Here is a 26,183-nt window from a genome sequence, read left to right on the forward strand (position 1 = left end):
AGAGGCCATCCCAAAACGCGGACAGCCTCTTTTTTTTACCTTAAAACCACAAATTCTTATTTCAAGACCTGCACCGGTAATATTTTGGTCCCGGCAGTTCCTGTGGCTTTCAGCAAGTAATACCCGCTACTCAGGTGGCGTACGTCTAAATTCACTTGCTGCGTTTGTGCCGGGGCAAGCTGTTGTTGCCACAGCAGGCGGCCCTGAAGGTCGGTAATTTCCAGGGTCAGCGGTTGAGACCGGGTCATTTCAATATTTAAATTGAAGCGGCCTGTATTTGGGTTCGGGAAAAGCCCAAGCGACAGGTTGTTACCATCTTCTGTTATTCCTATGTTGCTTTCAAGCGTTATTAACCGCAGTTCTGTGGAAGAATTGCCGGAAGGATCTTTAGCCGTATAGCTGATTACGTACGTTTTAGCCACTGTAACCGTATCGGAATAAGTACCGGAGATCGTAACTGTTATGTCAGCAGAATCATAATAGTTGTCATTGATCAGATAACCGGGATCTATATAAGGCATGTCTACCAGCTTCATAGTTACTTCGGTGGGGCCCAGCAGAGTTATAACCGGGGCCGCAGTATCCACTACTTTCACATCTCTCACTACCGAAGCAAAATTTCCTTCTGCATCATACGCAGTATAAATTACCTGGTAATCACCGATGCGGGATGAATCAATGTTGCTTTGTGTAGTGATCTGAGAAGTAACATCTCCGCTTCGGTTATCTATTGCTGTGGCTCCGGGATCATTAAAAGAGGAGTAAACCGAAAGGATAAAGGGATTATCACCCAATAAAGTGATAACGGGCTTCGTATGATCTTTCACCACCACCACTGTACGGATCACCTCTTCGGCTTCATTTCCAGCAGAATCCGTTATGTTATAACTAATTTGATAAACACCCGTGGCTCCGGTATCTACATTTGAAACAACTACGATCTTAGAGGTAATATTCCCATCCAGATCATCAAAAGCTGTAGCTCCCGGATCATTATAAGGATAGCCAATCTCAACGGTATCAGGATTATTACCCAGCAATGTGATAATAGGTGGTGTATTATCTAAAGAAATGGTAACACGGTAATCTTCAAATTCACCAAATGCATGAGGGCCACAAGGAATGTTAGCATTTCCTGCCAAATTGGTTGCCACCCGCATTCGAGTGGGTCCTAATAAAGCAGAACCAGGAATCTGAAAGCTTTGCGTCCATGTCATCGTTTTGGCGGGCTGCTCTTCTGCTGCCAGTTCGGTTGTATCGAAAACGCCATCCTGATTATAATCTATCCACACCTTTCGGGTCATATCATTGGCTATCGAAGCCCGTTCTACCCTGATGGTCGCTATTCCTCTGCGGGTGAGGCTGGTGGTTCCTATGCCTGTATAATCCGTATAGCCCAATTTGCCTGTTTCACTGGAGTTGTCTATGTCTCCAATTTGTACGCGGCTGATGCCAATATCCGCAGTGATATTATTAACAGAAGGCGTACAATAATCGAAAATAGTGATATATGCTGTGCGCTCCAGCGAATCTTCGCCAAGGATATTCCGGGCTACCAATTTCACTGCATAAGTTCCTGTTTGTGTGAATTTCACTTGAGGGTCAGAAGAAGTATCAGCAGTACCATTGATGAAGTTGACATTATCAGGTGTAACCGTCCATTTCCAGCCGCTCGGACCATTATCGGAAAGATCTGTAAATCTGATGGTATCAGATAATGCCGCGCGTAACATGCTGGCCGAAAAATCAACTCCCGGAGGAGCCGTTGGATCAATAATTCTAATTGATTTGATCATCACATCTGAAGTCCGGCAGTTCTCAGCCTGAAGGCGAACATTGTAAACTCCGGCAGTTGCAAACTGATGCTCCGCATTAACAGTGGTCTCATCCACCGTTCCATCATTTTCAAAATCCCATTCGTATAGGTTGTCCGGGCCGGTTGATCTGTTGTTAAACCTTACAACCGCTCCGCCCGTGTAACCGGTATCCGGTGCAGAAAAATCTGCAACTGGCGGGTCAGGAGGTTCGCTGCTCCATTCTGCAATAAATCCTTTGGCAGTAGTAAAAGCATCCGTCACCTGCTCAATGTAAAATTTCCCTGAATTACTTACGAGAGGTGGCGGCAGATTGGTCCCTGTAAATCCATTTCCGGTATGGAAAGGAATACCGGAAGCATCTTCTCCATCATAAACCCGTAATACATCGCCAAGAGCAAACTCAAATTCAGTAAATTTAAGGAATGCCCGATCTCCGCATGGGTCTAAGAGGTAATCACAATTTGTATTGTTGTTGTAATTCGCTGATTCAGTTCCATCATCCGTGAGGACTCCTTTATCAGCAAAACTCTGGAATGGGAAAGTGCAAAGCGAGCCCTTGCCTTTTACATATATATAATCCACTTTTCTCTCCACGGTTCCTGTACCGATAGAATTGGATGCAGTAAGTGTAATCGTATATTTCCCTTCTTCAAAAAAGAGAATAATAGGGTTTTGCGATGTCTCGCTGGTTCCCATGTCAAAGAAGCTAAGTCCCTGTGGTTCTACTTCCCAGTGCCATTGGGTAGGTCCGTTTGTGGAGAGATCAAGAAACCGAATAGGTACAAGCGGAAGAACTGTGTCGTTCAGAGAAAAAACAGGAACAGTATCATTCGTTACGATAAAATCCGAAACCGGAGCCAAAGTTGGATTCCTTACCTGAATAGTGTGGTATGCAGTATCTCTGCCCTTGCAATTGCTTACTATCAACCTTACTGTATAGCTGCCGGTTGCAGAATAAGTTGCCTTCACATTAGGCGTTGTTCCATCAGTCGCTCCATCACCATCGGTATCCCATTCATAGGTATTACCGGTGCCCAGTGTGGTGCCATCGTAAAAATAAACCGGGCTGTTAACATACGCCACAGTATCTCCGGTGATCCTTGCGCGCGGTCTGATATTAGGCACGGCAAACCAATTTGCTGCAAACCCGGAAGAAGTAGTGAAGGCATCAGTAACTTCCTCGATGTACATATTGCCGGAGTAGGCTGTAATTGCAGAAGGAATGGAACTTCCGGAAAATCCATTTCCTGAGTGGAGGGGAATTCCGGTATTATCAGTGCCATCATAAATCCGGATAAAATCATCATTCGCAAAATTGAACGAAGTAAAAGTGAGTGTGATCGGACCGGCACAAGGTGGCGCTATAAGAAAACCGCAGTTGGAATTGGAATTATAGTTAGCAGCCGAATCTCCTGAGTCATATACATGTCCTATATAAAGGGGTGAATAAGGAGCATCCGATTCGCACAACCTGTATTTATTATCAACATAAACATAGTTGGATTTTGTGCGAACACTTGAACCGGCCGGGTTAGCGGATCTCAAATAGATATTATAAGCACCCGGATTCACGTATTGGTGAAGCGGGTTCTTTACAAAAGCTGAATCACCATCTCCGAATGCCCAGCGCCAGGATGTCGGATCGTTGGTGGATAGGTCAACAAAAGATACAATTTGTCCGGCTTTGACCGTGTCAGGGGTGGCAAGAAAATCCGCTACCGGAGCAGTGTAATTCTTAGTAATAAAAACTTTGGTAGCGGAATCACTTCCTGCTCCGTTTGATGCGATCAATTTGACGGTATAAGTAGTAAGGTTGTCAAATGAAACCACGGGGAACTGGCTTGTATCTGAAGTATTTTCATAAAAGGAAACACTGTTAGGCTGGAAGCGCCATTTCCATGAGGTAGGTGCATGAAGGGAAGCATCAATCAGGTTAGTCGCTGCACCGATATAAGGGTTGTATGTATCCGCATTGAAATCAGCAATGGGGGAAACTTCGTCCACTATCGTTACTGATTTAATAATAGTATCCCGGCAATTTCCTTCGGTTGTTACAACGAGCATTACATCATAAGTTCCAACTGTGTCAAACACATGGGTTGGCGATTCATTGAAAGCATATCGCTGGCCCATGCTGTTGGTAGCTCCGAAATCCCAGAACCAGGATATGACCACCCCACCCTCGGTTTGATCCGTAAACCTGATGGGTGTCTGGAAAATCGTTTGGTTATAAGAAAAATCTGCTTTTGGATCATTTACTTTTATTGATCTTTTCACCGTACTGGGCGTACCGGGCATATTAGAATTTACCGTAAGTGTAACGTTATATACACCAGGACTGGAATAGGTGTGTGATGGATTCTGGGAATCGCTGCTGTCGCCATCCCCAAAGTTCCATTTCCAGCTCGTAATGTTAAATGAACCAAAAGTGTAGGATTCATCAACAAAATCAGTAGGCGATCCCAGACATGCCGGAACAGCAATAAAATCTGCAACGGGTTGTCCGGCCTCGGCTATCATGATCGAGTAATCTTCCGCCTCACCTATTTGAACAGGATTGGTACACGGGCCAGGCGCTGGCGTATACTGAATAGACACGCGCATCCTGGTGGGTCCCACCACAGCATTAGCCGGAATGGTGATCGTATCGGTAACGGGGGTGAAATTTGGATTTGCGGCCGTGGCCATCCAATTTACGCCCATCACCATCTCTCCTGGATCATCAAAATCTCCGTCCCGATTGAAATCAATCCAGGCGCGGCCTATGCCGGGATTAACGCTGTTGCCAAAAAGCAGGGAAAGAGGATACCGCAACCCCCGCGTAACTTCGGTAGAGAGATAAGTGTAATTGCTATATCCATTGCCGTAAAATGTACTGTTGTTTATATTTCCAATCTGTACACGGCTTACGTAGAGGAAATTGGATTGCTCCCCAACTGAAACGCAATAACCGACTCTGCGTGAACCTGGAGGACTTATAACATCTGGAATGCGGGGAAAATTAACTTCTACCGAATTGCAGCGCGCATCAATCACATTACCAATGATCGCATCTTCATCTATATCATATACCAGCCAAAAATAATTAGAACCCGCTTTTAATTCCTGGTTAGCCGTTATTGTATAAAAAGCAGATGGATTTGAAACGGTACTGCCTACCTGCTGAGCCGTACTGAAATTTGGATTTTGGCCTGTATAGTAAAGGCGTGCCCTTTCAATATCCAGCGGATTAGAAGTGCCAATCGTGCTTAAATCAAAATCTCCGGCTGAGAGCGGGCTTAGAACACCATGCGGATTATTGCGAACTTCTATGCGCAATATCTGATTGTTACTACTTCCCGGAGTTACCTCCTGCAATGATGAATGGGTACAGGTGGCAGACTCAAAACTTTGCGTCTGCTGTTGTTCAATGTCAATAGTATAATCATGAAAGTGTTGCGACCAGCTAGGAAAACCCCCATTATTTTGGCAGGGAGCAGGAGGGGTAAAATCGGCTAAGGTTCCCACGCGCATCCGGGTGCTTCCCAATACTGCTCCCACCGGAACCGAAATAATACCTCTTGCCGTGTGATCTCCGATACCGGATGTATCTCTTTTCGTAAAAACCATTTCCGTGGTTTCAAATATTTTGTTTTGGTTGAAGTCAATCCAAACCGCCAGAGTCTGGTCATTTGCTCCATTACCTAATTTCACCGTGATGGGATAATTCTGGCCCTGGGTAAGTACTGTACTGATGTTAGTGTAGTCTCTGTAAATGGGTGCAGGGTTAGCAAAAGGTGCTGATACTGCATGCGATATATCAAACAACTCCACCTCAAGAATGTGTGTCCAGAATGAAGTTGGATCACCCAAACCATTAAAGCCAGGTCCAGTATAACTGGGTGTACAATAAGTAGATTGTGCTGTAATAGTTGTCGAGAATGCTATCAGCGCCAGCCAAACTATCGTCAGAAATGTAGTTATTCGCTTCATAATCTGTTTATTTTTTAAAGTGCAAAAGTTACCAAGTTTTCAGCAGACCTGTATAAATTTTTAGGCTTCTCAGCCTGCCGAATTCTTTTTTAACAAAAAGGAATAAAAATTAATTGCATCCAAATTTTAAAAATCCATTATCAATTAATTTTGAACTATACGTATTCGTAGGTGTTTATACTTATATAATTTTCAGGTACCGCATTCTAAAATGTAAAACCATGTATAAAACACTTACATCTATCTTCGTTGCCCTCCTTCTTCAGGTGTTTAATCCTGCTTCCGGGCAAATGCAGGAAATGCTGGCTGTCCAACTGAATGAGCAGGTGGAGAAGCTCTATTCTGCCGGCCAAATAGCAGAAGCCATTGACACTGCAAAAATGGCATACGAAGTAGCAGCGGAGCATTTCGGGCCCAACCATGAAAATACTGTAAGCGCCATTAACAATCTCGCTTTTATTTATACTGAAGGCGGATTGTACCTGAAAGCCGAGCCGCTCTATCTTCAGGCACTTGACATAATTGAGCGCACTTCCGGAAAGGCTGACACCAAATACGCGATTATTCTCAACAACCTTGGCAACTTGCACGAGCGTATGGGGAAACTGGATATTTCTGAAAAAATGTACAAGGAATGTCTCAATATCTACAAAATGAATTTTGCGCAAAAAAGCACAAATAACCTCTCATGCCTTATGAATCTGGCTATGCTTCACAGTGCCAAAGGCGAAAAAGAGAAATCTGAAGAGCTTTTCGATAAAGCTGTAATTCTTGTGAAGCGACACTATGGCGAGGATAATCCTATGATGGCCAATGTTTACCACAATATGTCCCGCTTTTATAAATCTGACGGAAATTATGACCGTTCTCTGCGATTTAATGAACTTGCTCTTTCCATTGATACTGCCGCCTTTGGCCGTTATCATCTGCGCATCGCAAAATATTTAAAGGACCAGGCAGAGATTTACGAGAAAAAAGGCCTCTACTCCAAAGCTCTGGTAAAGCATCGCGAGGCCATTTCTGTGTATATCGAATCGGGGAACAAAGAACATCCTGAAATCGCAACGGCCATGAATAAATTGGGGGCTGTTTATTTAAGAGATAAAAAATTCGACAAGGCGGAAGAGTATTTTAAAAGGGCTTATACCATTGACACCGCAGTTCTGGGTCAAGCACATCCCGCTACGGCACGGGACATAAACAACCTGGCCAATGTTTATATGCAACAAAATCGTCCTGAAGATGCATGGGCACTATATGAAAAATCATTGCGCATAAAGCAAAACCTTTTGGGCGAAGACCATGAAAGCCTCTCCGAAACCTACGTGAATATGGGCAAGCTAAGCCAGAAACAAAAGGACTACCTGAAAGCCGAAGAATACTTCGAAATGGCGCTGAAGCAACGATCAAATGCGATAGGCGCTGAAAACCCTGCGCTATCAGAGATTTATTGCGCTAAGGCCGACATGTACCGGATACAAAAGCGAACAGAAGAAGCCGGGAAGAATTATCAAATTGCCCTTGATTTATGCAAAAATTCTTATGGCCTTGACAACCCGGTTACCCTGAGAGTGCTGCAGGACATGGCCTATTTTTATCTCACCACCGGCCAGGAGGAAAAAGCTGATGAATACTACGCTATGCTTGAACAAATCAAAAAAGACCAGAACATTTATTAGAGCTTGATTACTTCTACACCGCTGCCTGCGGTCTTGATCGGGAATGCCTAATTTCGCATCTGACAAAAGAAATTAGCACCCAATGATCAAACCTGCTATTCCCAAGGGGATGCGTGATTTCTCACCCGAGGAGGTATTCCGGAGAGAATATATTTTTTATTCCATTACCCAAATTTTTCGCAGGTATGGATTCCTTCCTATTGAAACTCCTGCAATGGAGAATATTAAAACCCTCACACAGAAATATGGTGAGGAAGGAGATAAGCTCCTCTTCAAAGTGCTGAACAGCGGTGACTTCCTGAAAAATGTGCCGGAGCAGGAGCTTCAGGAAGGAAGTTCCGCTGCAATAGGCCGCTCCATCGCAGAAAAGGGATTGCGGTATGACCTTACAGTTCCGCTCGCCCGCTATGTTGCCCAGCACCGTAATGACATTACATTCCCATTTAAGCGCTACCAGGTGCAGCCGGTATGGCGGGCAGACAGGCCCCAGAAAGGACGTTACCGCGAATTTTATCAATGTGATGCTGATGTAATTGGGAGCAAATCATTTATTTATGATGCTGAATTAATTTGTTTGTTTAATAATGTTTTTAAAGAATTAAATTTACCTGATATAGATATTAAAGTAAATAACAGAAAAATCCTTTATGGAATAACAGAAAAATTTGGACTGGAAAATAAATTTACTGACTTTTCAATTTCCATTGATAAATTGGATAAAATAGGAATTGAAGGTGTTAATAAAGAAATGCTGAACCGTGGGTTTTCAGAAGAAGAAGCAGGAAATCTCATTTCAGTTTTAAATTTAAAAGGAAATAATAAAGAGAAACTCGAAAATATAAAACTGAAGCTGACCAGCTCCCCTTCCGCCATGCAAGGCATAGAAGAAATGGAGCAGGTTTTTAATTTCATTTCATTAACCGGTGCCAACCAAAAGGTGGAATTCGATATTTCCCTGGCACGGGGGCTGGATTATTATACCTCAACAATTTTCGAGGTTGTTTCACAAAAAGTAAAGATCGGCAGCATTGCAAGCGGTGGACGCTATGATGACCTCACGGCAACGTTTGGCCTGCCGGATATGCCGGGCGTAGGTATATCTTTCGGTGCCGATCGTATCTATGACGTGCTGATGGAACTGGAACGGTTTCCTGCAACCGAACTTTTTACCGCGACAGTCCTGCTGATGAATTTGGGTAACGAAGAGGAACTGACCACATTCAGCATAATGCAACAACTCCGGGAAGAAGGCATTGCTGCGGAAATGTTTCCTGAGGCAGCCAAGCTCGGAAAGCAGTTTAAATATGCTGACAAAAAGCGCATTCCATACGCCCTCATTGCAGGTAAAGAAGAACGCGAAACCGGACGATATTCACTAAAGAACCTGGCAAGCGGTGAGCAGCAGGCTCTCACCATCGGAGAAATCGCTGAGAAATTAAAGAATATATAATATGGATAGCCATCAAATCAGCAATGTAGCACTAACGCTGCGGGATGTTGTAGAAATTTGCAACCAGGGCAAACCTGTCTCGCTTTCTGATGGCAGTAGGAAGCGCGTTACCGAATGTCGTGATTTCCTGGAACAAGCCCTGAATAGCAGCGAGAAACCTGTATACGGCATCAACACCGGTTTCGGATCGCTTTGTAACATAAAGATCTCACCTGAAGAACTAAACCTGCTACAGGAAAACCTGGTGAAAAGCCATGCTTGTGGAACCGGAGACCTTGTGCCACCTGAGATCATCAGGCTGATGCTGTTCCTGAAAATTCAATCTCTGGCCTATGGCAATTCCGGAATTACCATAGAAACGCTGGAAAGGCTTATTTTCCATTTCAATGAAGATTTGCTCCCGGTGGTCTTTGAGCAGGGATCATTAGGCGCTTCTGGCGACCTTGCCCCCCTTGCCCACCTGAGCCTGCCGCTTCTCGGCCTGGGAGATGTATGGCTGAAAGACAGGATTTTGCCCGCATCAGAAGTGCTTCAGCAGTACAAACTCCAGCCCCTAACGCTCCAGGCAAAAGAAGGATTGGCACTGCTCAATGGCACGCAATTCATGGCAGCCTATGGGATCTACTGCCTCAATAATGCCAGGCAACTGCTTTCCTGGGCCGATTTTATTTCCGCTATTTCCCTTGATGCATATAGTTGCAAGCTGGAGCCTTTTCAACCCGGCCTGCACCAGATCCGCCCACATAAAGGGCAGCAGCAAACTGCCACCAGCATATTGCAAATTCTACGGGATAGCCATCTCAGCCAGGTTATAAAGGAACATGTGCAGGATCCCTATTCCTTCCGTTGCATTCCGCAGGTGCACGGGGCATCAAAAGACGCGTATAGCCACGTGATGCAGGTTTTTGAAACGGAAATCAATTCTGTGACGGACAACCCGAATATTTTTGCAGCGGAACAGGAAATTTTAAGCGGTGGTAATTTTCACGGGCAACCGCTGGCACTCACAATGGATTACCTCGCAATGGCTCTGGCTGAGATTGGCAATATATCCGAACGCAGAATATTTCAGCTTGTATCGGGACAACGGGGTTTGCCCGCCTTTCTCGTAGCCAGGCCTGGCGTAAACTCCGGGTTAATGATCACTCAATACACTGCGGCTGCCCTGGTAAGCCAGAACAAGCAGCTCTGCACTCCGGCCTCTGTTGACAGCATTACCAGCAGCAATGGTCAGGAGGATCATGTGAGCATGGGGGCGAATGCAGCTACCAAGCTTCATCGCATTGTGAATAATGTTTGGAATATTCTCTCCATTGAACTGCTGACGGCAGCCCAGGCTCTGCACTTCCGCAGGCCCCAAAATTCATCCCCGGTTATTGAAAAAGTAATTGAAGAATACAGGGGCATCGTCCCGCCTATTGAGACTGACCGGGTATTTCATACAGATATTGAGAAAACCAGACTGTTCATGCAAGAAGTTCAGGTTCCCTATAGCTGAGGCTGACGAGATCAATTGCGGCTGCGGGAAGCGGCCAAGAAGCAAATCCTCAGATCTTCAGATCAAGGTTCTTTCTGCGTTCATCTTTAATACGCCAATAATGCCGCTCCTTATTGGGTACTTTTTTCCCGAAATTACTGGCGTAGGCCAGGAATTTCTTCTCAATTTGTTCAGTAAAGAAAGGACGACCCACAATTTTGGTAATAACAGAATCAGGATCTTTTCCATCTTCCTTCTCATTCTCGAGGTACTCTGCCATGCTGTTGTTCTTAACAGCGATGAAATTCAGTGGCGCGAAGTGATTGTCTCCGTTTACCTTATACACCAGGATTTTATCCTGCTCGATAATGAGGTTGACAGCAAATTTGCGCTCATCTTCATTTTTTGAATGCAGGTAACCTTCTATGGTTTTCAGGTTATCTACAATGTCATCCCTTTTGGTCACAAATTCCATAACTGATCTGGTTGTTTTTTTTGTTAATGACGGCCCCGGGGTCTGAACCCCGTATTGCTGCCGGACCACTTTTTTATTTTCTTTGGATTAATAACAACTTCCGGTATTACCTGCTGTAAAGAACCGGTAAATATCGCGACAAATATAAATAACTCAGCCGCTCCCACAAGCCATGCCAATAATGTTTCTCACAAGAATCATAATGTATTGTTGAAGAATACTTTTTCTCTCATAATGTTTGATGATAAATCTTCTCAGGTCGTAAAAGTTGCTTTTAGCTTCGCATGTGTTTTCATGATTGTTGCAACCAAAACCGTATTTCTTTTAACCCAGAACGGAAAAAATGCCTTCCTGCACTACAAAAAATCGTATTTAAAAGAAGCATCCAGTTTTAGATAAAGAAACAGAAGTAGCGTAAAACCAAGCAGGGAAGAGCCGCCATAACTGATGAAAGGCAATGGAATTCCAATGACAGGGAGCAAACCGATGGTCATCCCGATATTGACCATAAAATGAACTAACAGGATAGATACCACGCCATAGCCGTAAGCCCGCACAAGCTTATGCTTCTGCTTTTCAGACCTGTAAATGATGCGAAGCAGAAGCACCATAAAAAGCAATACAACAGCAGCACTGCCAAAAAAGCCATGCTCCTCTCCCACTGTGCAGAATATAAAATCTGTGTGCTGCTCTGGTACAAACTGAAATTTTGTTTGGGTGCCCTCTAAAAAACCTTTACCGGATATTCCACCGGAACCTATGGCGATAAGCGATTGATGAACATTATATCCTGCTCCTTTCATATCTATTTTCTGGCCCAGCAACACTTCAATCCGCTCCCGCTGATGTTGTTGCAATATTGAATGAAAAGCATAGTCCACCCCATAAACCACTCCTCCGCTGAGAAAGAGAAGCGCGAACACCAGCATGTAGGCTTTCAATGTGGCTTTTTTGACCATCGCATTCAGGATAATTACAACGATCGCTATCAGGAATCCCAGCACCGCTATTTTGCCGAATACCAGCACGGACAGGAACAGAATGACGCTGGCTACCGGGATCAACAGAAATGCAGGATGCAAGCCTTCACGGAACAGTACTAGAGTAAGACCCAGGAATACAATTGCAGAACCAGTATCATTCTGGAGTAATACCAACCCCACCGGAAGCAATATGAGCAAAAAACCCAGGAGCATATCCTGAGTTTTTTGCATGTTCACCTGATATGTATTGAGGAGTTTTGCCAGCGCGAGGGCGGTAGCAAACTTTGCAAATTCAGAAGATTGCAGGCTGAAACTGCCAATCTGGATCCATGATTTTGACCCGGCTACTTCTTTTCCAAATCCCAGCGTAATAAGCAATACGAGAAAAGTTGCCAGGTATATTCCATAAGCCAGGGTAGTAAAAAATCGTGCATCAATGATAAGAATGATAATCCCCAGCAGCAGGGAAATGCCGATCCAAAGCAATTGCTTTGAATAGTTGGTTGACATATCAAAAAATACCTCGCGCGATTCCGTGAATTCAACAGAATAGATATTCAGAAAGCCAATGGTGCAGAGGGCGAGGTAAATAAGAACAGTTACCCAGTCAATATTCAGCAGAAAGCCACCGGAGGGCCCGGAATCATGTAAGGAACCAAAACTACTGTTCATAAGCCGGTAGCCGGTACCGCCTGAGAAACTGTAATTTCCAAAGGTAACAGCGTGTCTTTTTTTGTATTGATAAAATCAGCGTCCAGAATTCTTTGCTCGTCTGCCGGGCGGGAGATGCTGTCAGTGAGATATTTCTCAATCATCAGGCTCGCAATAGGGGCGGCCCATTGTCCGCCAAATCCAGAATACTCCACATATACGGCTATGGCGATTTTAGGATTTTCCTTTGGGGCCAGGGCAATAAATACCGAATGGTCTTCACGATCCTTATTTTGCACGGTTCCGGTTTTGCCGCAAATAGTGATTCCCTCCACACGCGCTCTTCTGGCAGTTCCTCCGGGTTCTTCCACTACCCTTCTCATCGCCTCCAGCACCATATCGAAATGACTGGAATCCACAGTTGTATAATGCTTCACCTTAAATTGCTCTGGTGTGGCTTTCTCATCCCCGATTCCCTTTACAATATGTGGCGTGTAATAATATCCTTTGTTGGCAATAATCGCTGCCAGGTTTGCCATTTGAATGGGCACAACACCAAGTTCTCCTTCGCCAATACTGTTGCTGTAAATGGTGCTGAATGCCCACCGGCCCTCTCCATACCATTTATCGTAAAATTTTACATCCGGAACAAATCCCTGGTTAATGTTCGGCAGGTCGGTTCCCAGGCGCTTGCCAAGGCCAAAGCTCTTAACATGTTCATTCCATATCTCTAATCCTATGCGACTATCCTTAAAAACACTTTTCGCTTTTCCCTGCTGGATCATTCTTTTATAACACATAAAATAATAAGGATTGCAACTGTATTGGATCGCCTTTTCAACATTGGTGGCCGGAGGATGATTATGGCATCCCACCAAAGACCTGTTGCAGGAAAAACCTGTATTTTCAGTAATCACCTCTTGTTGCAATGCTACCAGGCTCTGCACAATTTTGAAGATAGACCCGGGACGATATTTAGCATCGGTAGCACGGTTGAACAAAGGCGTGGCAGGGTCTAGCTGCAGCTTGCGGTAATTTTTTGCCCTTTCCTGCCCCTGCAGCAAATTAGGATCATAAGCAGGGCTGCTGAGCAATGCAAGGATCTCACCCGTTGCGGGTTCAATTGCCACGATGCTGCCCATCTTATTTCGCATTAATTTTTCGCCATAGAGTTGCAGGTCAAGATCAAGGCTTGTGTGCAGGGCCTGACCGGGTATGGATGGATTATCATATTCACCGTCCATATAGCTTCCCTTCTCCCGGTTAAAAACATCTACAAGCACATTGCGCAATCCTTTTTCTCCGCGCAATTCCATTTCATATTCTTTCTCGATTCCACTCATGCCAATATAATCACCCGGCCTGTAGAATTCAGTACTCATATCCAGCTTGTTGCGATCCACTTCTCCGGTGTATCCCAAAATATGTGAGGCAGTAGCATAAGGATAATACCGGGTGGTACTGGCCATTACGAAGAATCCCCGGAGTTCATGCAACAGTTCCTGAAAACGGCCATAAGTTTTGACGGAAAGAGCCTTTATGAATACCGAAGGCTTATACCGGGAATATTCCGTGGCCAATTGCAGGCGCTGACGGAATTCTTCGGGCTCCATTTCCAGCATTTCACAAAAAGCCGCAGTATCCAGTTCCTGTACCTGGCCCGGGACTACCATCAGGTCATACACCACCTGGTTGTTGATCAGAATTTTCCCTTTACGGTCATAAACCAGCCCCCGCAAGGGAATTACGACCTGCTTTTGCAGCGCATTGTTTTCCGCGAAAATCTTGTAGTTGCTGTTCAATACCTGAACATAAAACAACCTGATAAGGAAGACCAGCGCCACCAACAGGATGACTCCTGCAATTACAAATTTCCGGTTATCGAACTGGTTCATCCGCCTGAGTGGAGTGATAATAAAAAATAAATTCTGTCAAAATAATAAGGGATAGGCTAATGGCAGTATTGATCACTGCATTGACTAAGGAAAATCCAACGTTCCCAAAATTGAACGCTTCGATGATGTAAAGAAATAGATGATGAATAGCCGTTAACAGCCCGCAATACAACAAAAACTGACCCAAACCCAGGACGCGAATATGGGGTTCGACACCCGTGGAAATATTCTCAGGCGGCTTGAAGAGTCTGATAAACGGATTGCGGAGAAAAGCCAGGAGAACCGATGCTCCGGCATGAATTCCTGGTGTTCCTAGAAAGATATCTACGATAAGGCCGAGAACGAAAGCTGAAGTGAGCAATACCCATCGTGGCACGTGTACCGGCAAGATCAGGATGAAGATGATATAAAGGTAGGGATGCATCAGATCCAGCAACGTGATGGAATTCAATACCAGCACCTGGACTGTGGCAAAGACAAGAAACCGGGCAAAATATTTCAGGATATAAGTGATCATTCCTCGATTTGGGCTTCCAGGTTTTCTCGTTCATCCTTCATCAGGTTATTTACAATGTATACGTGAGTAACATTTCGCATGGAAACCGAAAGCCGGATGGCGAGAATATAAAAATTATTGCTTCTGCTGCGCTCTACTGAGATGATCTGCCCGATGGGTATGTTTTCCGGGAAGTGAGGAGAAAAAGGACTGGTGTAAACATGTTGCCCCTCCTTTACTCTGGCCTGCAAAGGAATGTCATTCATGTACACAATCTCCGGATCCGTACCGTCCCACCGCACCGAACCGATTTCATTGATCTCATCAATTCGCGCACTGATGCTGAAATTCATGTGCAATACTGATAGTGCTGTAGAAAATCGCTCGCTTGCTGAATTGGTTACGCCCACTACGCCATTTGCCGTTATTACCCCCATTCGCCTACCCACTCCATGCAATGCCCCCCGGTTAAAAGTTAAATAGTTGTATCCTTTCTCCAGTGAGTTGCGGACCACCTTAGCCGGAATATAAGTGTAGCGTTGATCGTATAAACTGTCCCTTACCTCCACTACTGCTGTATCCGCGCTGAGATGTGAATATTCCAGTTGTGCTTTTAGCCGTGCATTTTCTGCGATAAGGCTGTCATTAATTACCTCCAGCTTAAAGTATTCTTCGTAGTCAGTAAATGTGCTGTAAATAGTTCCGAGAAAGGCATTGCTGGCATTGAAAAAAACTGCGTTCTGGTAAGGGTTGTATCTGAAAATAAGGAAGAAACAAACCGCTTCGAGACTCAGAAAAAGAAATACATGAAAGTATTTTGTGAAAATGAGAAGCAGATTTCTCAATACAGGGAACTTTTAATAACAGTGAGAAGCAGCAGATGCAGCAAATTTAGCGGGTAGGAGCGGCAAGTGCAACCTTGTCTTATCATTATCTTAAACCTTTAAGAACTGAATTCGCTTCACAAGCTTGAGGCGATAACCTGAAAGGTGATATTTGTCTGAACACCTAAGTAAAATCATGGGGTGTAATAGCAGCGCCCGGTGCCTGGTGCCAGGAATAATTTTCTGCTCCAAAGAGAATCCAAAAACTGCCCTTTTGCAGTTGTAACTGCTTTTTTAGATGCATATCATTTTTTTATAAAGCACAAAATCACTGCTGACAAGAGTTTCAGCAGTATATGTATAATTACTTATTCTTTTAGTCAACATTATTTCGTAACGGAACGTTTATATCGGGAAGTTTTGAATCCGTCTAAATCATGATTGTTCAGCTCATTAGTAATTAATTAAAAATTTTCAAAAATGGTTGTTGCAACTCATCCCCTTAAAAAGCTGGCTCGTGTCTATCAGGCAAAAATGCAGAAAGCCAAAGAACTGCTCAAGAAAGGCGATGTTTTTCACTCTTCGATAGCAATTGCAGAGGCCGAATTAATTGCCGAAAACATCAATGAACTATCGAGGATTGTTGAGCGCAAGTAGTATTATTTGTCGTAGGAGCCTGCCGGGAATATAGCCATTCCCTCCTGATCGAGGTAAAAGATGCTCATAAATTTCTTCGACAGAATAATATGCTGATCCCAATCTACCCTGTCCTTATTATAGAGCAACACGGCAATATCAGTTGGGGTGGGCAATACTGATTCATCGTCATGATGCTCATGCATCGAACCCATCGTGGTACCCTGCCCTTCAGGCTTCGCGGGAAGAGAATGAATTTCACTGTGAAGTTTTTCTCTTCTCTGGATATTTCCGCTTGCATCCAACACTAAAAGGTAGTCATTACCAAATAGAACATATTCCTTCTCAGGTGATGTCGGCATGAGGTAAACATAATATTTATCCTTTTTTGGCAGAATAACAGGCTCGAAACCGAGGTCATCATAAAAGTCGTAAAAGTCGGTATCCAGGCTTAAATCCTCAAGCACCGCTTCTCTAACCTTCATGAGTTCTCCTTCCAGTTCCGAAGGTTTACGCTTAACGTCAGAAAAAGACCATGCACCGGGATTTTTCAAGTCATTCGTGTTCAAGGTGTGCTGCACGAGGATGCTGTCTCCGCTTTTAGCGTAAAATACGTTGATCCAGATACTTCCTTTCTTATAGGTAATATAGCCATCCAGTCCACTGAACTTTTGCTTACTTCCAAATGCCGCAATTGCGGAGTTGGCCGCAAACCGGGTGGTTGAAATATTCCTGCCTTCCTTTATAATGCTGTCCCTCATCTCATCCGGCACAGGCTGGGCTGAAAGGGAAGTGAGGAAAATCAATAGCGGAATTAAAATAAGCCTGCGAATACCCCGCTGGCACCTATTAGCTTTTATCATATTCTATAAAAGGAAAATTCAATTTTTTGGACATAACAATGATCACAGCTTAGAATGGAGCATCTTCCTCATCATCGTTCATTCGTGATTCTTTAATAATTGTGCCCATTCCCATGCCGCCTCCGTCAAAGTCAGGTTCATCAAACTCTACGAACTTGGCAAACTTGGCAATGAACCGTACTCTAGGACTTTCCAAGGCTCCGTGGCGGTTCTTTGCAATTATCAACTCGGCAGTACCCTGGGTGGGCCGCCCTTCCTCATCCTCCGTAAGTCCGTAATATTCGGGACGATAAAGGAACATTACCATGTCAGCATCCTGCTCTATAGAGCCCGATTCACGCAAATCCGAAAGTATGGGCTTCTTGCTGCCTCCACGTTTTTCAACCTCACGACTCAACTGAGACAATGCGATCACCGGCACGTTCAGTTCTTTGGCCAACCCCTTCAGCGCCCTGCTGATTGAGCTTATCTCCTGCTCACGGTTGCCGTTGCGGTTGTCCCCCTTTCCCATCATCAATTGCAGGTAGTCAATGATGATCATCTCTATTCCATGCTGAGCCTTGAGTCTGCGACACTTCGCCCTGAGTTCAAAAATATTCAGGGCCGGAGTATCATCGATAAATATTTTGGCATCGCTCAGCTTTCCTACTTTAGAATGGAGTTGTGCCCATTCATAATCTTCGAGATTACCACTTCTGAGTTTCATCGCATCAATCTCAGCTTCAGCAGAAATTAGCCTGTTCACCAATTGCAAAGCCGACATTTCGAGTGAGAACACTACCACGGGAAGCTGAAAGTCCACCGCAGCATTTCGGGCCAGCGACAAGACCATGGCCGTTTTACCCATCCCCGGGCGGGCTGCAAGTATCAACAGGTCAGAAGGTTGCCAGCCGCTTGTGATCCTGTCAAGATCCCGGAATCCGGAAGGCACGCCTGTTAAGCCATCCGTCTTCCCCTTTCTATCTTCAATCCCGGCTATAGCTTTCGCAATGAGCGTACTCAGGCTCTCATACTGATTCCTGATATTTCCGGAAGAAACTCCGTACAACTCCCGCTCTACATCGTCCAGCAAATCGAAAACATCCGTGGATTCATCGAAAGCTTCCTGCTGAATATTCCCCGAGATACGAATGAGCTCCCGTAAGAGAAATTTCTCTGCAATTACCCGTGAATGATATTCTATATTGGCGGCTGATGTTACCCGGTTCGTAAGCTGACTGATATAGAAGGCCCCGCCCACTTTTTCCAGTTCACCCATCTGCCGCAACTCGTTGGTGACAGTTAGAATGTCAACCGGTTGTGATTTTTCAAATAACTGAAGCATCGCCTTATAAATGCTGATGTGCTCCTGCCGGTAGAAGCTCTCTGGCTTCAGAATGTCGAGCACCTCAGTGATGGCATCCTTCTCCAGCATAAGTCCTCCAAGTACGGCTTCCTCCAGATCAGGTGCCTGGGGAGGGACTTTTCCAATGTTCATCATGCCTGAATCCTCGGGGTTTCCGCGCCTTACTTTCCGCTTCAGCACGTCCTGAAAAGATTGAGGAGTTTCCTTCATTTTTTGTTTAGATTCCTGGGTTGAGATTATCGAATTGTTAAGGGGGTTCAAAACTAAATATCCTGACCTTGCCCAAAGCAGCCATTGTCCATGCTCAAAAACTTATCCACCCCTTTGCCGGACCTGTGGATTACGTGTGAATAACCTCCTTTGAATCTCCTCATCCTATTAAGCACTCAGTCCTTTCACTATGCACATCCCGTTATCTCCAAACAATTGCAATGGCCGTAAAACCTGGCTTTCCGTCAAAAACATCAATAGCCATTTCAAGAGCATTTTAGTCCTATTTTATTTTTCAACAAATACCTTCTGGATAACAATGTTTGGAGGTAAAAACCAGTGGAACATCTTGCCCCAAATACCGCTTATTCACAACGCTATATTTTAAGTCGTACTAATGCTTTTCAAAACGTCAGTTCATAATAAAGTAATATTCCCATCCTTCAATATGTCTTTCCGGCTGCCTCACTTCAGCCGTATTTTTAACAACAACCCTTTTTGAATCTTTGCACCAAAATTAAACGGCATGGATACCCCCGAAAAACCTTACGTTTTGGTAATAGCAGCAACCTCTGATATCGGAAAAGCCCTGGCCCACGAATATGCCCGTCATGGTTATAACCTTCACCTTACGGCCCGGAATCAGTCTTTGCTGCAGGTTACGGCAGAAGATATTCGTATTCGATACGGAGTGGAGGTCACCTCTCACCGGTTCGATGTTCTCGAATTCGAGACTCACGAGGCGTTTTACCGCCAACTGTCACCGGCTCCTAAGGGCGTTATTTGTGTGGCGGGCTATCTGGGGAATCAACAACTCGCTGAGAGGGATTTCGCTGAGACAAGGCGAATTCTGGATACGAATTATACCGGCTGCGTTTCGATCCTGAACATTGCGGCAAGCCATCTGGAACAGGCAGGAAATGGTTTCATTACCGGCATCAGCTCGGTGGCAGGCGAAAGGGGCAGGCAGAGCAATTACTTTTACGGGAGTTCAAAAGCCGCATTTTCAGCCTATCTGAGCGGCCTCCGAAACCGGCTCTATAAAAGTGGTGTCCATGTATTGACCGTGAAACCAGGATTCGTAGATACCAAAATGACAGAAGGCATGGAAACCCCTGCCCTGCTCACCTCACAACCTGATGAAGTGGCGCATCAGGTTTTCAGGGCAGCGAAAAAAAGGCAAAATGTTCTATATGTGAAATGGTTTTGGCGTGGTATTATGTCGGTTATAAAAAATATCCCCGAGCAGTATTTCAAAAAGCTGAAACTTTGACCATTGACCATGAGGAATAGCTGACAGAGAAATCTCTTGTTTCAGGGCTTCAGCAATCCTTGGGGAATCCACAAGCCCTATCTTTGCGCCTGTTTTTAGTTTACAAATAAAATTGCCACAATAGTTCTGCATGCACAGGATTATCGGAGTAGAGTTAAGCCACCAAAACGCCCCTCTAAACATTAGAGAAAAAATTGTTCTCACCAAAGAAGAAACGGTGCAGGCAATGCATGAGATGAAATCCAGGCTAAACGAAGTCCTGATTATTTCTACCTGCAACCGCCTGGCAGTTTATACTTATAGCACCAATTATCGCCCTGTCCTGGACTTCTTCAACCGGTTCGGAAATCTCAACCTTTATCTCACCATCTACGATTATGATGACTCGGCAGTGCGCCATCTGTTCAGTACGGCAGCGGGCCTGAAGAGCCAGGTAGTCGGTGAGCACCAGATACTGGGACAGATCAAAGACAGCTACCATACGGCCAGAGAAGCAGGAGCGCTCGGTCCGGTAATGCATGAATTCTCACGCAGGGCCATACGGGCCGGAAAGCGCGTTCGCGGAGAAACATCCATCGGACAGTTTGCCACTTCCATTGCTTCCGTAGCATTCGAATTGGTGAACAAAATACACCCCCAATTGAGGGGCGCGAAAGTGCTCGTACTCGGTACCGGAGAGATGGCCAACCTGATCCTGCAAATGCTGGCGAAGACCGAAGTAAGTAAACTCATGGTAGCAAGCCGGGAACTGAACCGGGCCTCTCAGATAGCTGGAATTTACCAGGCCACCCCGGTAGCTCTTGGCAATCTGGATGAAATACTGAAAGAAGCCGATGTAATTGTGGGTGCTACCGCTGCGGCTGAAGTTATCGTTTCGCGGGAACAGATGCTGCCTTATGTAAATGGACATAGTAAATTGTTCATTGATATGGGGATGCCGCGCAATTTTGCTCCTGAAATTGCAGATCTGGAAAATATTACACTCCATGATCTTGACAGCATCAAGGATCTTACTTACCAGGGCATTATGAAACGCCAAAAGGAAATCCCCAAGGCGAAGGCTATCATTAATGATGAGGTGGAGGATTTTGTGTACTGGTTAAATGCAAAACGGGTACATCCGCTGATCTCCGGCTATTATAACCAGCTTGAAATTATAAAGGCCCGCGAAATGAGCTGGGTCATTCCCAAGATGGGAACACTGGACGAGACCCAAAAAAAGATCATTGACAAGTTTGCCAACCGCCTGATCAGCCACGTGAGCAAACGCCCCGTTGAAGTGTTGAAAACTTATGCACAAGAACCCCATGGCCGCGACCGGCCTATTGATACTTTTCGTGAAATCTTTAATCTGAAAGACGTGCATATCCATATCCCTAAAAGAAGGATCATCGTGGGAAGCCGCGACAGCAAACTGGCGCTGGCGCAAACCAATGAGGTGATTGAGAAGCTAAAAGAAATGGATCCTGACAATGAATTTATGATTAAAACCATAAAGACAAGCGGAGACATGGGGCATTTGGAAGAACTTGGGGCGTGGGTAAAAGAGGTAGAACGGGCATTACTCGACAAGGAAATTGACCTTGCCGTACACAGTATGAAGGATATGCCCACGGAAATTCCGGAAGGTGTGATTATAGCTGGCATCCCGGAGCGAGCCGACCCTCGTGATGTGTTGCTGAGCAATGACGGCAAAAAGCTGGAACAGATGCCTCCCGGTAGCAGGATTGGCACCACCAGTATGCGCAGAGGATTTCAGATACAAAGGCTTCAGCCGGGGATGGAGATTGTGCCGGTGCGTGGAAACATCATTACCCGTATGAGCAAACTGGAAGGTGGCGAATATGATGCGATCATCCTCGCGGCTGCGGGTCTGCAACGGCTCGGAATTCTGAATCGTATCACCGAAATTTTCAGCGTAGAGCAAATGGTGCCTGCAGTTGGACAAGGTGCGTTGGCCGCAGAGATCCGGGAAGACGATTTGAAATTGAAACAACTCCTGGAAAAGATCAACCACCGCGAAACCGAACTAGCCATAACCGCTGAGCGCGCCCTCCTGCATGAATTGGGTGGTGGATGCCGGATGCCCATTGGTGGCTATGCTAAAATCACGGGTAATTCAATCACACTGCATGGAATGTATGCAAACGACAGCGGTACTAAAATTAACTTTGATCACCTGACCGCAGACATTTCAGAAGTAGAAGAAATGGGAAAACGGCTGGCAGCACGCCTGAAAAAAGGCATTTAAATCGCAATCCCATTGTTACGTTTTTAGTTTAACCGGCAGTGTGCTCCTTTTACTATGTACTGAGAACTTCCGGCCTGTTCAATACCAAAATTATATTATCTCCATTGTCTTCATCAGATCTGCTTTCAACCCATCTGAATTTATTCCTTTCCAATAATTTTACAGAACTGCTATTTTCTCTATGTGTATAGGCTTCAATTGAATTAAGCCCCAACTTGTTAAAACCAAAGTCAACAACACTTTGCAGGGCTTCATTCATTAACCCTTTACCATGAAATTCAGGGCTCAGGTCATATCCGACTTCTGCTGTTTTTCTGTCTTTCGAAAAATTCCACAAGCAAATACTTCCGATCATTTTGGCTTTATCCTTTTCGGAAATGCTCCAATAGAATAAATCCCGCCTGTCTATCCCTTCATTTGTTTTATTAATAAATTCAAGTGCCTTTTCTTTTGATCCGGCACCGGGTCTTTTAACAAGTTTATTTACTATTTTATCGGTACGCAGATAAGAAATCATTTCCCAATCAGATTGCTCTAATTTTCTCAAAAACAGTCGCTCCGTTTTTATCTCAGAAAAATTATTTTGATCCATCTTGTTTTTCAACTTTACAATTAATTATTCGATTTTTCTAAAATCATCTTTTGCTATTTGATAAACAACTCCTTTGTAACCGTCAAAGTCAAAATTATTTTTAAAGGCCATTCCAATCTTTTCAAACACCTTAATCGAAGCCCTGTTTTCTATTCTTGAGCGCCCTACAATTTCGCTGATTTTTAAGTTATTAAATCCAAACTCCAGATATTTTCCTGCCGTCTCTGTCGCGTATCCCTGATTCCAAAATGCTTTAAAAAATCTGAATCCAATGTCATATTCATTATAATCAGGACTGAATTTCAGTCCGCACCAACCCATGAATTTGTTCGTTTTCTTATCTATTACCGCTAATCGTCCTACTCCATATTTTTCATATTGGTCGTATTGTTCAAGAAACTTTCTTGCTTCCTCAATGGTCTCAAATGCATTATCGCCTGTAAATTTCAAAACTTCCGGATCAAAATTCAGATTGAAAAAATTCTCTGCATCCTCGCCAGACAGCTTTCGCAGATAAGTTCTTTCAGTTTCTAAAATTGTATTTTTTAACATTATGACTTTTAATGTTCTCACAGGTGGCGCGAATGAGACGGCTTTGTTCTGCCCTGTATAACAAATGGTATTAAACTTTAAATTCCCGGATTTCCTTTATTCTTTCAACTTCTTAAATATCGTCCCTTCCTTAAAAAGATCGGCCGCTAATATTCCTTTTAATTCCTTCCTTGTTGGCTGTATTTTAAGATTCACAACCTTCCCTTTTTCATCAGCAATTTCCTCAACTTCCGTCAACTTTTGTAGTTCCTCAATTTCTTCATCTCCTCCGTAAATCCTTTTTATTGAAAGCGTTCCGTCCTTGCCGGTTTTCATGATCTTAACCGTCCATTCCTGGTCTGCATGTTTATAGTTGAGAAAATAAATTCCCTTATAATGGCGAAGTACCTGCTCTTCTGAAATATTGAAAATTTCTTTCTCATGTTGCCACGTGGCGACTACAGTATCTCCCATAATGTCCACCGGCAAAGGCGTTTCTATTCCTTTGGAATAAAGCAAACCATCCTTCAAGTCATGTCCTTCTGCGCTGTCAATAAACGACTTTGCCAGATGAACCTTAATATTCCATTCCTGAATTAAAGTTTTGTTGCCGATGGTAAGTATTGAGCTATCTGCCAGGCACAGGTATTTTCCCTGAAATTTGTTTTTAAATTTTCTTTCGTCTCTGTCATTCTTCGGTTGTGGTTCTCCAAAGTTCATATCGGAAACACAAGAAGACAACAGAAAAAAGAAAGCAAGGCCCATCAATTTCAAGTATCTCATCGCTATCTTTATCATTAACTTGAAAGCATGATCAGATCACCGGTTGTATTCCCGATCCGGATTTCCCGGATTTTCCGTCACGCATTTCAGAGATCCCCTGTACTACATCCTTCATCGTTTCGCTCTTAATATATTCTTCCCATTCATTGCGCACGCTAAGCGTCTCCAGCACCTTGTTCTGCTGATCGCTCAGGAAGAGCGCTTTGGAATATGGGATGTTGGAAAAAGTCACCAGGCCATAAGCCGGGATCCAGTGCTCCGGATATAACTGCTGTATTCTGCGTGAAATTTCTCTCTTTCTCAAAAAGTGAGGATCCGCAACGAGGTCGCGCATTTCAATGAAGTTGCGCAGCGCCAATTCTGCTATTGCATCGCCATCGGTCTTTCGTTTCAGGCTGAAATCTGCGAGAATATTCGTCCAGTTATCGCCATGTTGCAGCATCAATTGCTCGAGTACTGTGCAGTCTTCAAATCCCGCATTCATTCCCTGCCCGTAAAAAGGCACAATTGCATGAGCGGCATCGCCCATCAGGCAGGTTTTGTCTTTATAATGCCACGGTGCGCAGGACACCGTCACAAGGCTACCGGTAGGATTGCTGAAAAAATCCCGGGCCAGTTCCGGCATCAATTCGGTGGCGTCCGGAAAATATTGCTCAAAAAATAGCTGCACGGCCTGCGCATTCTGAAGACTGGCGAAAGATTCATCGCCTTCAAAAGTCAGGAATAGAGTTACGGTATAGCTGCCATCCATATTCGGCAGTGCAATGAGCATGAAATGTTTTCTTGGCCAGATGTGGAGCGCATTTTTCTCCATCTGCCAGCGGCCATCCTTGCCAGGAGGAATGGTAAGTTCTTTATATCCATGCGGAAGAAATTGCTGGCTGTAATTAAACCGTTCACTTTGCAGCATCATATTCAGCCGCACTTGCGAAAACGCTCCATCGGCTCCAAAAATGAGCTTGTATTGCCGCTGCTTTCCACCTTCAGATTGTACTATTCCTGTTTCCAGGTCCAGCGCATCTACTTTCTCCTCAAAGTATATTTTTACCTTTTCAGAAGCCTCGGCAATGGTCATCATCTTTTCGTTGAGCCCCCCACGCGAAACAGAATAAATTGCCTGTCCTGCCCGGCCATAAGGCAGCAGGTTGAGTGTACCATCCTCCGCATGGATCATCCGGCCGTGCATCGGGATGGCTATTTTCATGATCTCATCCCGGATTCCTACGCTCTCCAGCGCTTTCCACCCGCGGTCGCTTAGCGCCAGGTTGATGGATCGTCCTGCCGCTGCACCGGTTTTTCGCATATCCGGCCTGCGCTCCAGTACATCCACCGCATAGCCATGCTTTGCCAGGAAAAGCGACCATAATGAGCCTACCAAACCTGCACCCGCTATACATATTCTTTCTTCTGCCATCGTATTTGATCTTTTTTGAACCGGAAAAATTATTCGCTGTAAAATTAATATTCCTGCGGGAATGGCCTCAAAGCGGCAGGCGCCAAATCCTTTGTCTCCCTTATGATTCGCTCAGCAGCAAATACCAAAAAATGCTTCTCCCTGAACAATCCTGAAGTAAACCGGATTTCATAGAAAGGAATCGGTTTACTGAAAGCTATCACAAATTAAAATCTTGTATTAATGGAAACATCAGAAAGAGTAAAACTTATGCTCGAAGGAATAGAGCGCGAGAAACAGGAATACCGCAGAGATATGGGAAAATATCCTGACAAAGTATTCCTTCATCCTTACAGCATTGAAAAGATTGAGGAAGTGACGAAACATTTCGAAACGCGATATGAGATCGGTAAACTCAACGATATGAAAATTGTGCTGGATGAAAGCCGGGAACCGTATGAATACGCTGTGGAATAAACCCATAAGGATAAACACTGCATTTTGCAGGTATTTTCATCTGAAGTGAAATATTGTTTTAGGTATAGGCGCTTAGGTAGCAATATGTTATTTTTGCTCCATGTTAAAGA

Annotated in this window: 19 protein-coding genes; 7 read left to right on the top strand and 12 right to left on the bottom strand. The window is 44.5% G+C overall.

The annotated features are described in order from the left end of the window. Positions 1-56 precede the first annotated feature (56 nt). A complete protein-coding gene (locus WD077_00345) occupies positions 57-5,789 on the bottom strand; it encodes a PKD domain-containing protein (GenBank protein MEX0965659.1) in 5,733 nt (1,910 codons plus the stop codon). Between the two features lie 221 nt (positions 5,790-6,010). Between WD077_00345 and WD077_00350 the strand changes: the two genes are divergently transcribed. The 3 genes from WD077_00350 to hutH all read left to right on the top strand — a co-directional run bounded on the left by WD077_00350 (position 6,011) and on the right by hutH (position 10,416). Then, on the top strand, positions 6,011-7,468 hold the full coding sequence (locus WD077_00350; protein MEX0965660.1) for a tetratricopeptide repeat protein: 1,458 nt from the start codon (positions 6,011-6,013) through the stop codon (positions 7,466-7,468). A gap of 82 nt (positions 7,469-7,550) precedes the next feature. Further along, the gene (gene hisS, locus WD077_00355) at positions 7,551-8,918 is read left to right on the top strand and encodes a histidine--tRNA ligase (protein ID MEX0965661.1); all 1,368 of its coding nucleotides are present in this window, start codon (positions 7,551-7,553) and stop codon (positions 8,916-8,918) included. 1 nt (position 8,919) lies between these two features. After that, a complete protein-coding gene (hutH, locus tag WD077_00360) occupies positions 8,920-10,416 on the top strand; it encodes a histidine ammonia-lyase (protein MEX0965662.1) in 1,497 nt (498 codons plus the stop codon). A gap of 49 nt (positions 10,417-10,465) precedes the next feature. Here the strand turns inward: hutH and WD077_00365 are convergent, their stop codons facing one another. The 5 genes from WD077_00365 to mreC form a co-directional block, all read right to left on the bottom strand. Continuing rightward, the gene (locus WD077_00365) at positions 10,466-10,870 is read right to left on the bottom strand and encodes a hypothetical protein (GenBank protein ID MEX0965663.1); all 405 of its coding nucleotides are present in this window, start codon (positions 10,868-10,870) and stop codon (positions 10,466-10,468) included. 356 nt (positions 10,871-11,226) lie between these two features. Beyond that, on the bottom strand, positions 11,227-12,525 hold the full coding sequence (rodA, locus tag WD077_00370; GenBank protein ID MEX0965664.1) for a rod shape-determining protein RodA: 1,299 nt from the start codon (positions 12,523-12,525) through the stop codon (positions 11,227-11,229). Then, a complete protein-coding gene (mrdA, locus tag WD077_00375; GenBank protein ID MEX0965665.1) occupies positions 12,522-14,399 on the bottom strand; it encodes a penicillin-binding protein 2 in 1,878 nt (625 codons plus the stop codon). Before mrdA ends, rodA begins: the two co-directional genes overlap by 4 nt. Further along, the gene (gene mreD / locus WD077_00380) at positions 14,383-14,916 is read right to left on the bottom strand and encodes a rod shape-determining protein MreD (protein MEX0965666.1); all 534 of its coding nucleotides are present in this window, start codon (positions 14,914-14,916) and stop codon (positions 14,383-14,385) included. The genes mrdA and mreD overlap by 17 nt, the downstream gene beginning before the upstream one ends. Then, positions 14,913-15,740: a rod shape-determining protein MreC gene (gene mreC, locus WD077_00385; protein MEX0965667.1), complete on the bottom strand. Its 828-nt coding sequence runs from the start codon at positions 15,738-15,740 to the stop codon at positions 14,913-14,915. Before mreC ends, mreD begins: the two co-directional genes overlap by 4 nt. 459 nt (positions 15,741-16,199) lie before the next feature. Here mreC and WD077_00390 point away from each other — a divergent pair, with 459 nt between their 5' ends. Beyond that, positions 16,200-16,376: a DUF6435 family protein gene (locus tag WD077_00390; GenBank protein ID MEX0965668.1), complete on the top strand. Its 177-nt coding sequence runs from the start codon at positions 16,200-16,202 to the stop codon at positions 16,374-16,376. Between the two features lie 2 nt (positions 16,377-16,378). Here WD077_00390 and WD077_00395 read toward each other — a convergent pair whose 3' ends face one another. Together WD077_00395 and dnaB are read right to left on the bottom strand one after the other, a co-directional pair. Next, positions 16,379-17,218 carry a hypothetical protein gene (locus tag WD077_00395; GenBank protein MEX0965669.1) on the bottom strand — a complete coding sequence of 280 codons (840 nt, stop codon included), beginning with the start codon at positions 17,216-17,218 and terminating at the stop codon, positions 16,379-16,381. Between the two features lie 49 nt (positions 17,219-17,267). After that, entirely contained in the window at positions 17,268-18,698 is a 1,431-nt protein-coding gene (gene dnaB, locus WD077_00400; protein ID MEX0965670.1) for a replicative DNA helicase, read from the bottom strand. Between the two features lie 601 nt (positions 18,699-19,299). On the opposite strand from dnaB, the gene WD077_00405 reads away from it, so the two are divergent. Further along, complete coding sequence (locus WD077_00405) at positions 19,300-20,046, top strand: SDR family oxidoreductase (GenBank protein MEX0965671.1); 747 nt, start codon at positions 19,300-19,302, stop codon at positions 20,044-20,046. Between the two features lie 130 nt (positions 20,047-20,176). Further along, positions 20,177-22,297, top strand: coding sequence for a hydroxymethylbilane synthase (gene hemC, locus WD077_00410; GenBank protein ID MEX0965672.1), 2,121 nt, complete (start codon positions 20,177-20,179; stop codon positions 22,295-22,297). Between the two features lie 52 nt (positions 22,298-22,349). Here the strand turns inward: hemC and WD077_00415 are convergent, their stop codons facing one another. The 4 genes from WD077_00415 to WD077_00430 form a co-directional block, all read right to left on the bottom strand. Then, positions 22,350-22,889 (bottom strand): GNAT family N-acetyltransferase, encoded by a 540-nt coding sequence (locus tag WD077_00415; protein ID MEX0965673.1) that lies wholly within the window; start codon positions 22,887-22,889, stop codon positions 22,350-22,352. Between the two features lie 24 nt (positions 22,890-22,913). Next, positions 22,914-23,441, bottom strand: coding sequence for a GNAT family N-acetyltransferase (locus tag WD077_00420; protein ID MEX0965674.1), 528 nt, complete (start codon positions 23,439-23,441; stop codon positions 22,914-22,916). Positions 23,442-23,537: 96 nt separating this feature from the next. Next, on the bottom strand, positions 23,538-24,203 hold the full coding sequence (locus WD077_00425) for a hypothetical protein (GenBank protein ID MEX0965675.1): 666 nt from the start codon (positions 24,201-24,203) through the stop codon (positions 23,538-23,540). 31 nt (positions 24,204-24,234) lie between these two features. After that, positions 24,235-25,617: an NAD(P)/FAD-dependent oxidoreductase gene (locus WD077_00430; GenBank protein ID MEX0965676.1), complete on the bottom strand. Its 1,383-nt coding sequence runs from the start codon at positions 25,615-25,617 to the stop codon at positions 24,235-24,237. A gap of 222 nt (positions 25,618-25,839) precedes the next feature. On the opposite strand from WD077_00430, the gene WD077_00435 reads away from it, so the two are divergent. Further along, the gene (locus WD077_00435; GenBank protein ID MEX0965677.1) at positions 25,840-26,073 is read left to right on the top strand and encodes a hypothetical protein; all 234 of its coding nucleotides are present in this window, start codon (positions 25,840-25,842) and stop codon (positions 26,071-26,073) included. The last annotated feature ends 110 nt before the right edge of the window (positions 26,074-26,183 follow it).

It is taken from the genome of Bacteroidia bacterium (genome assembly GCA_040880525.1).
Lineage (GTDB): Bacteria > Bacteroidota > Bacteroidia > CAILMK01 > JBBDIG01 > JBBDIG01.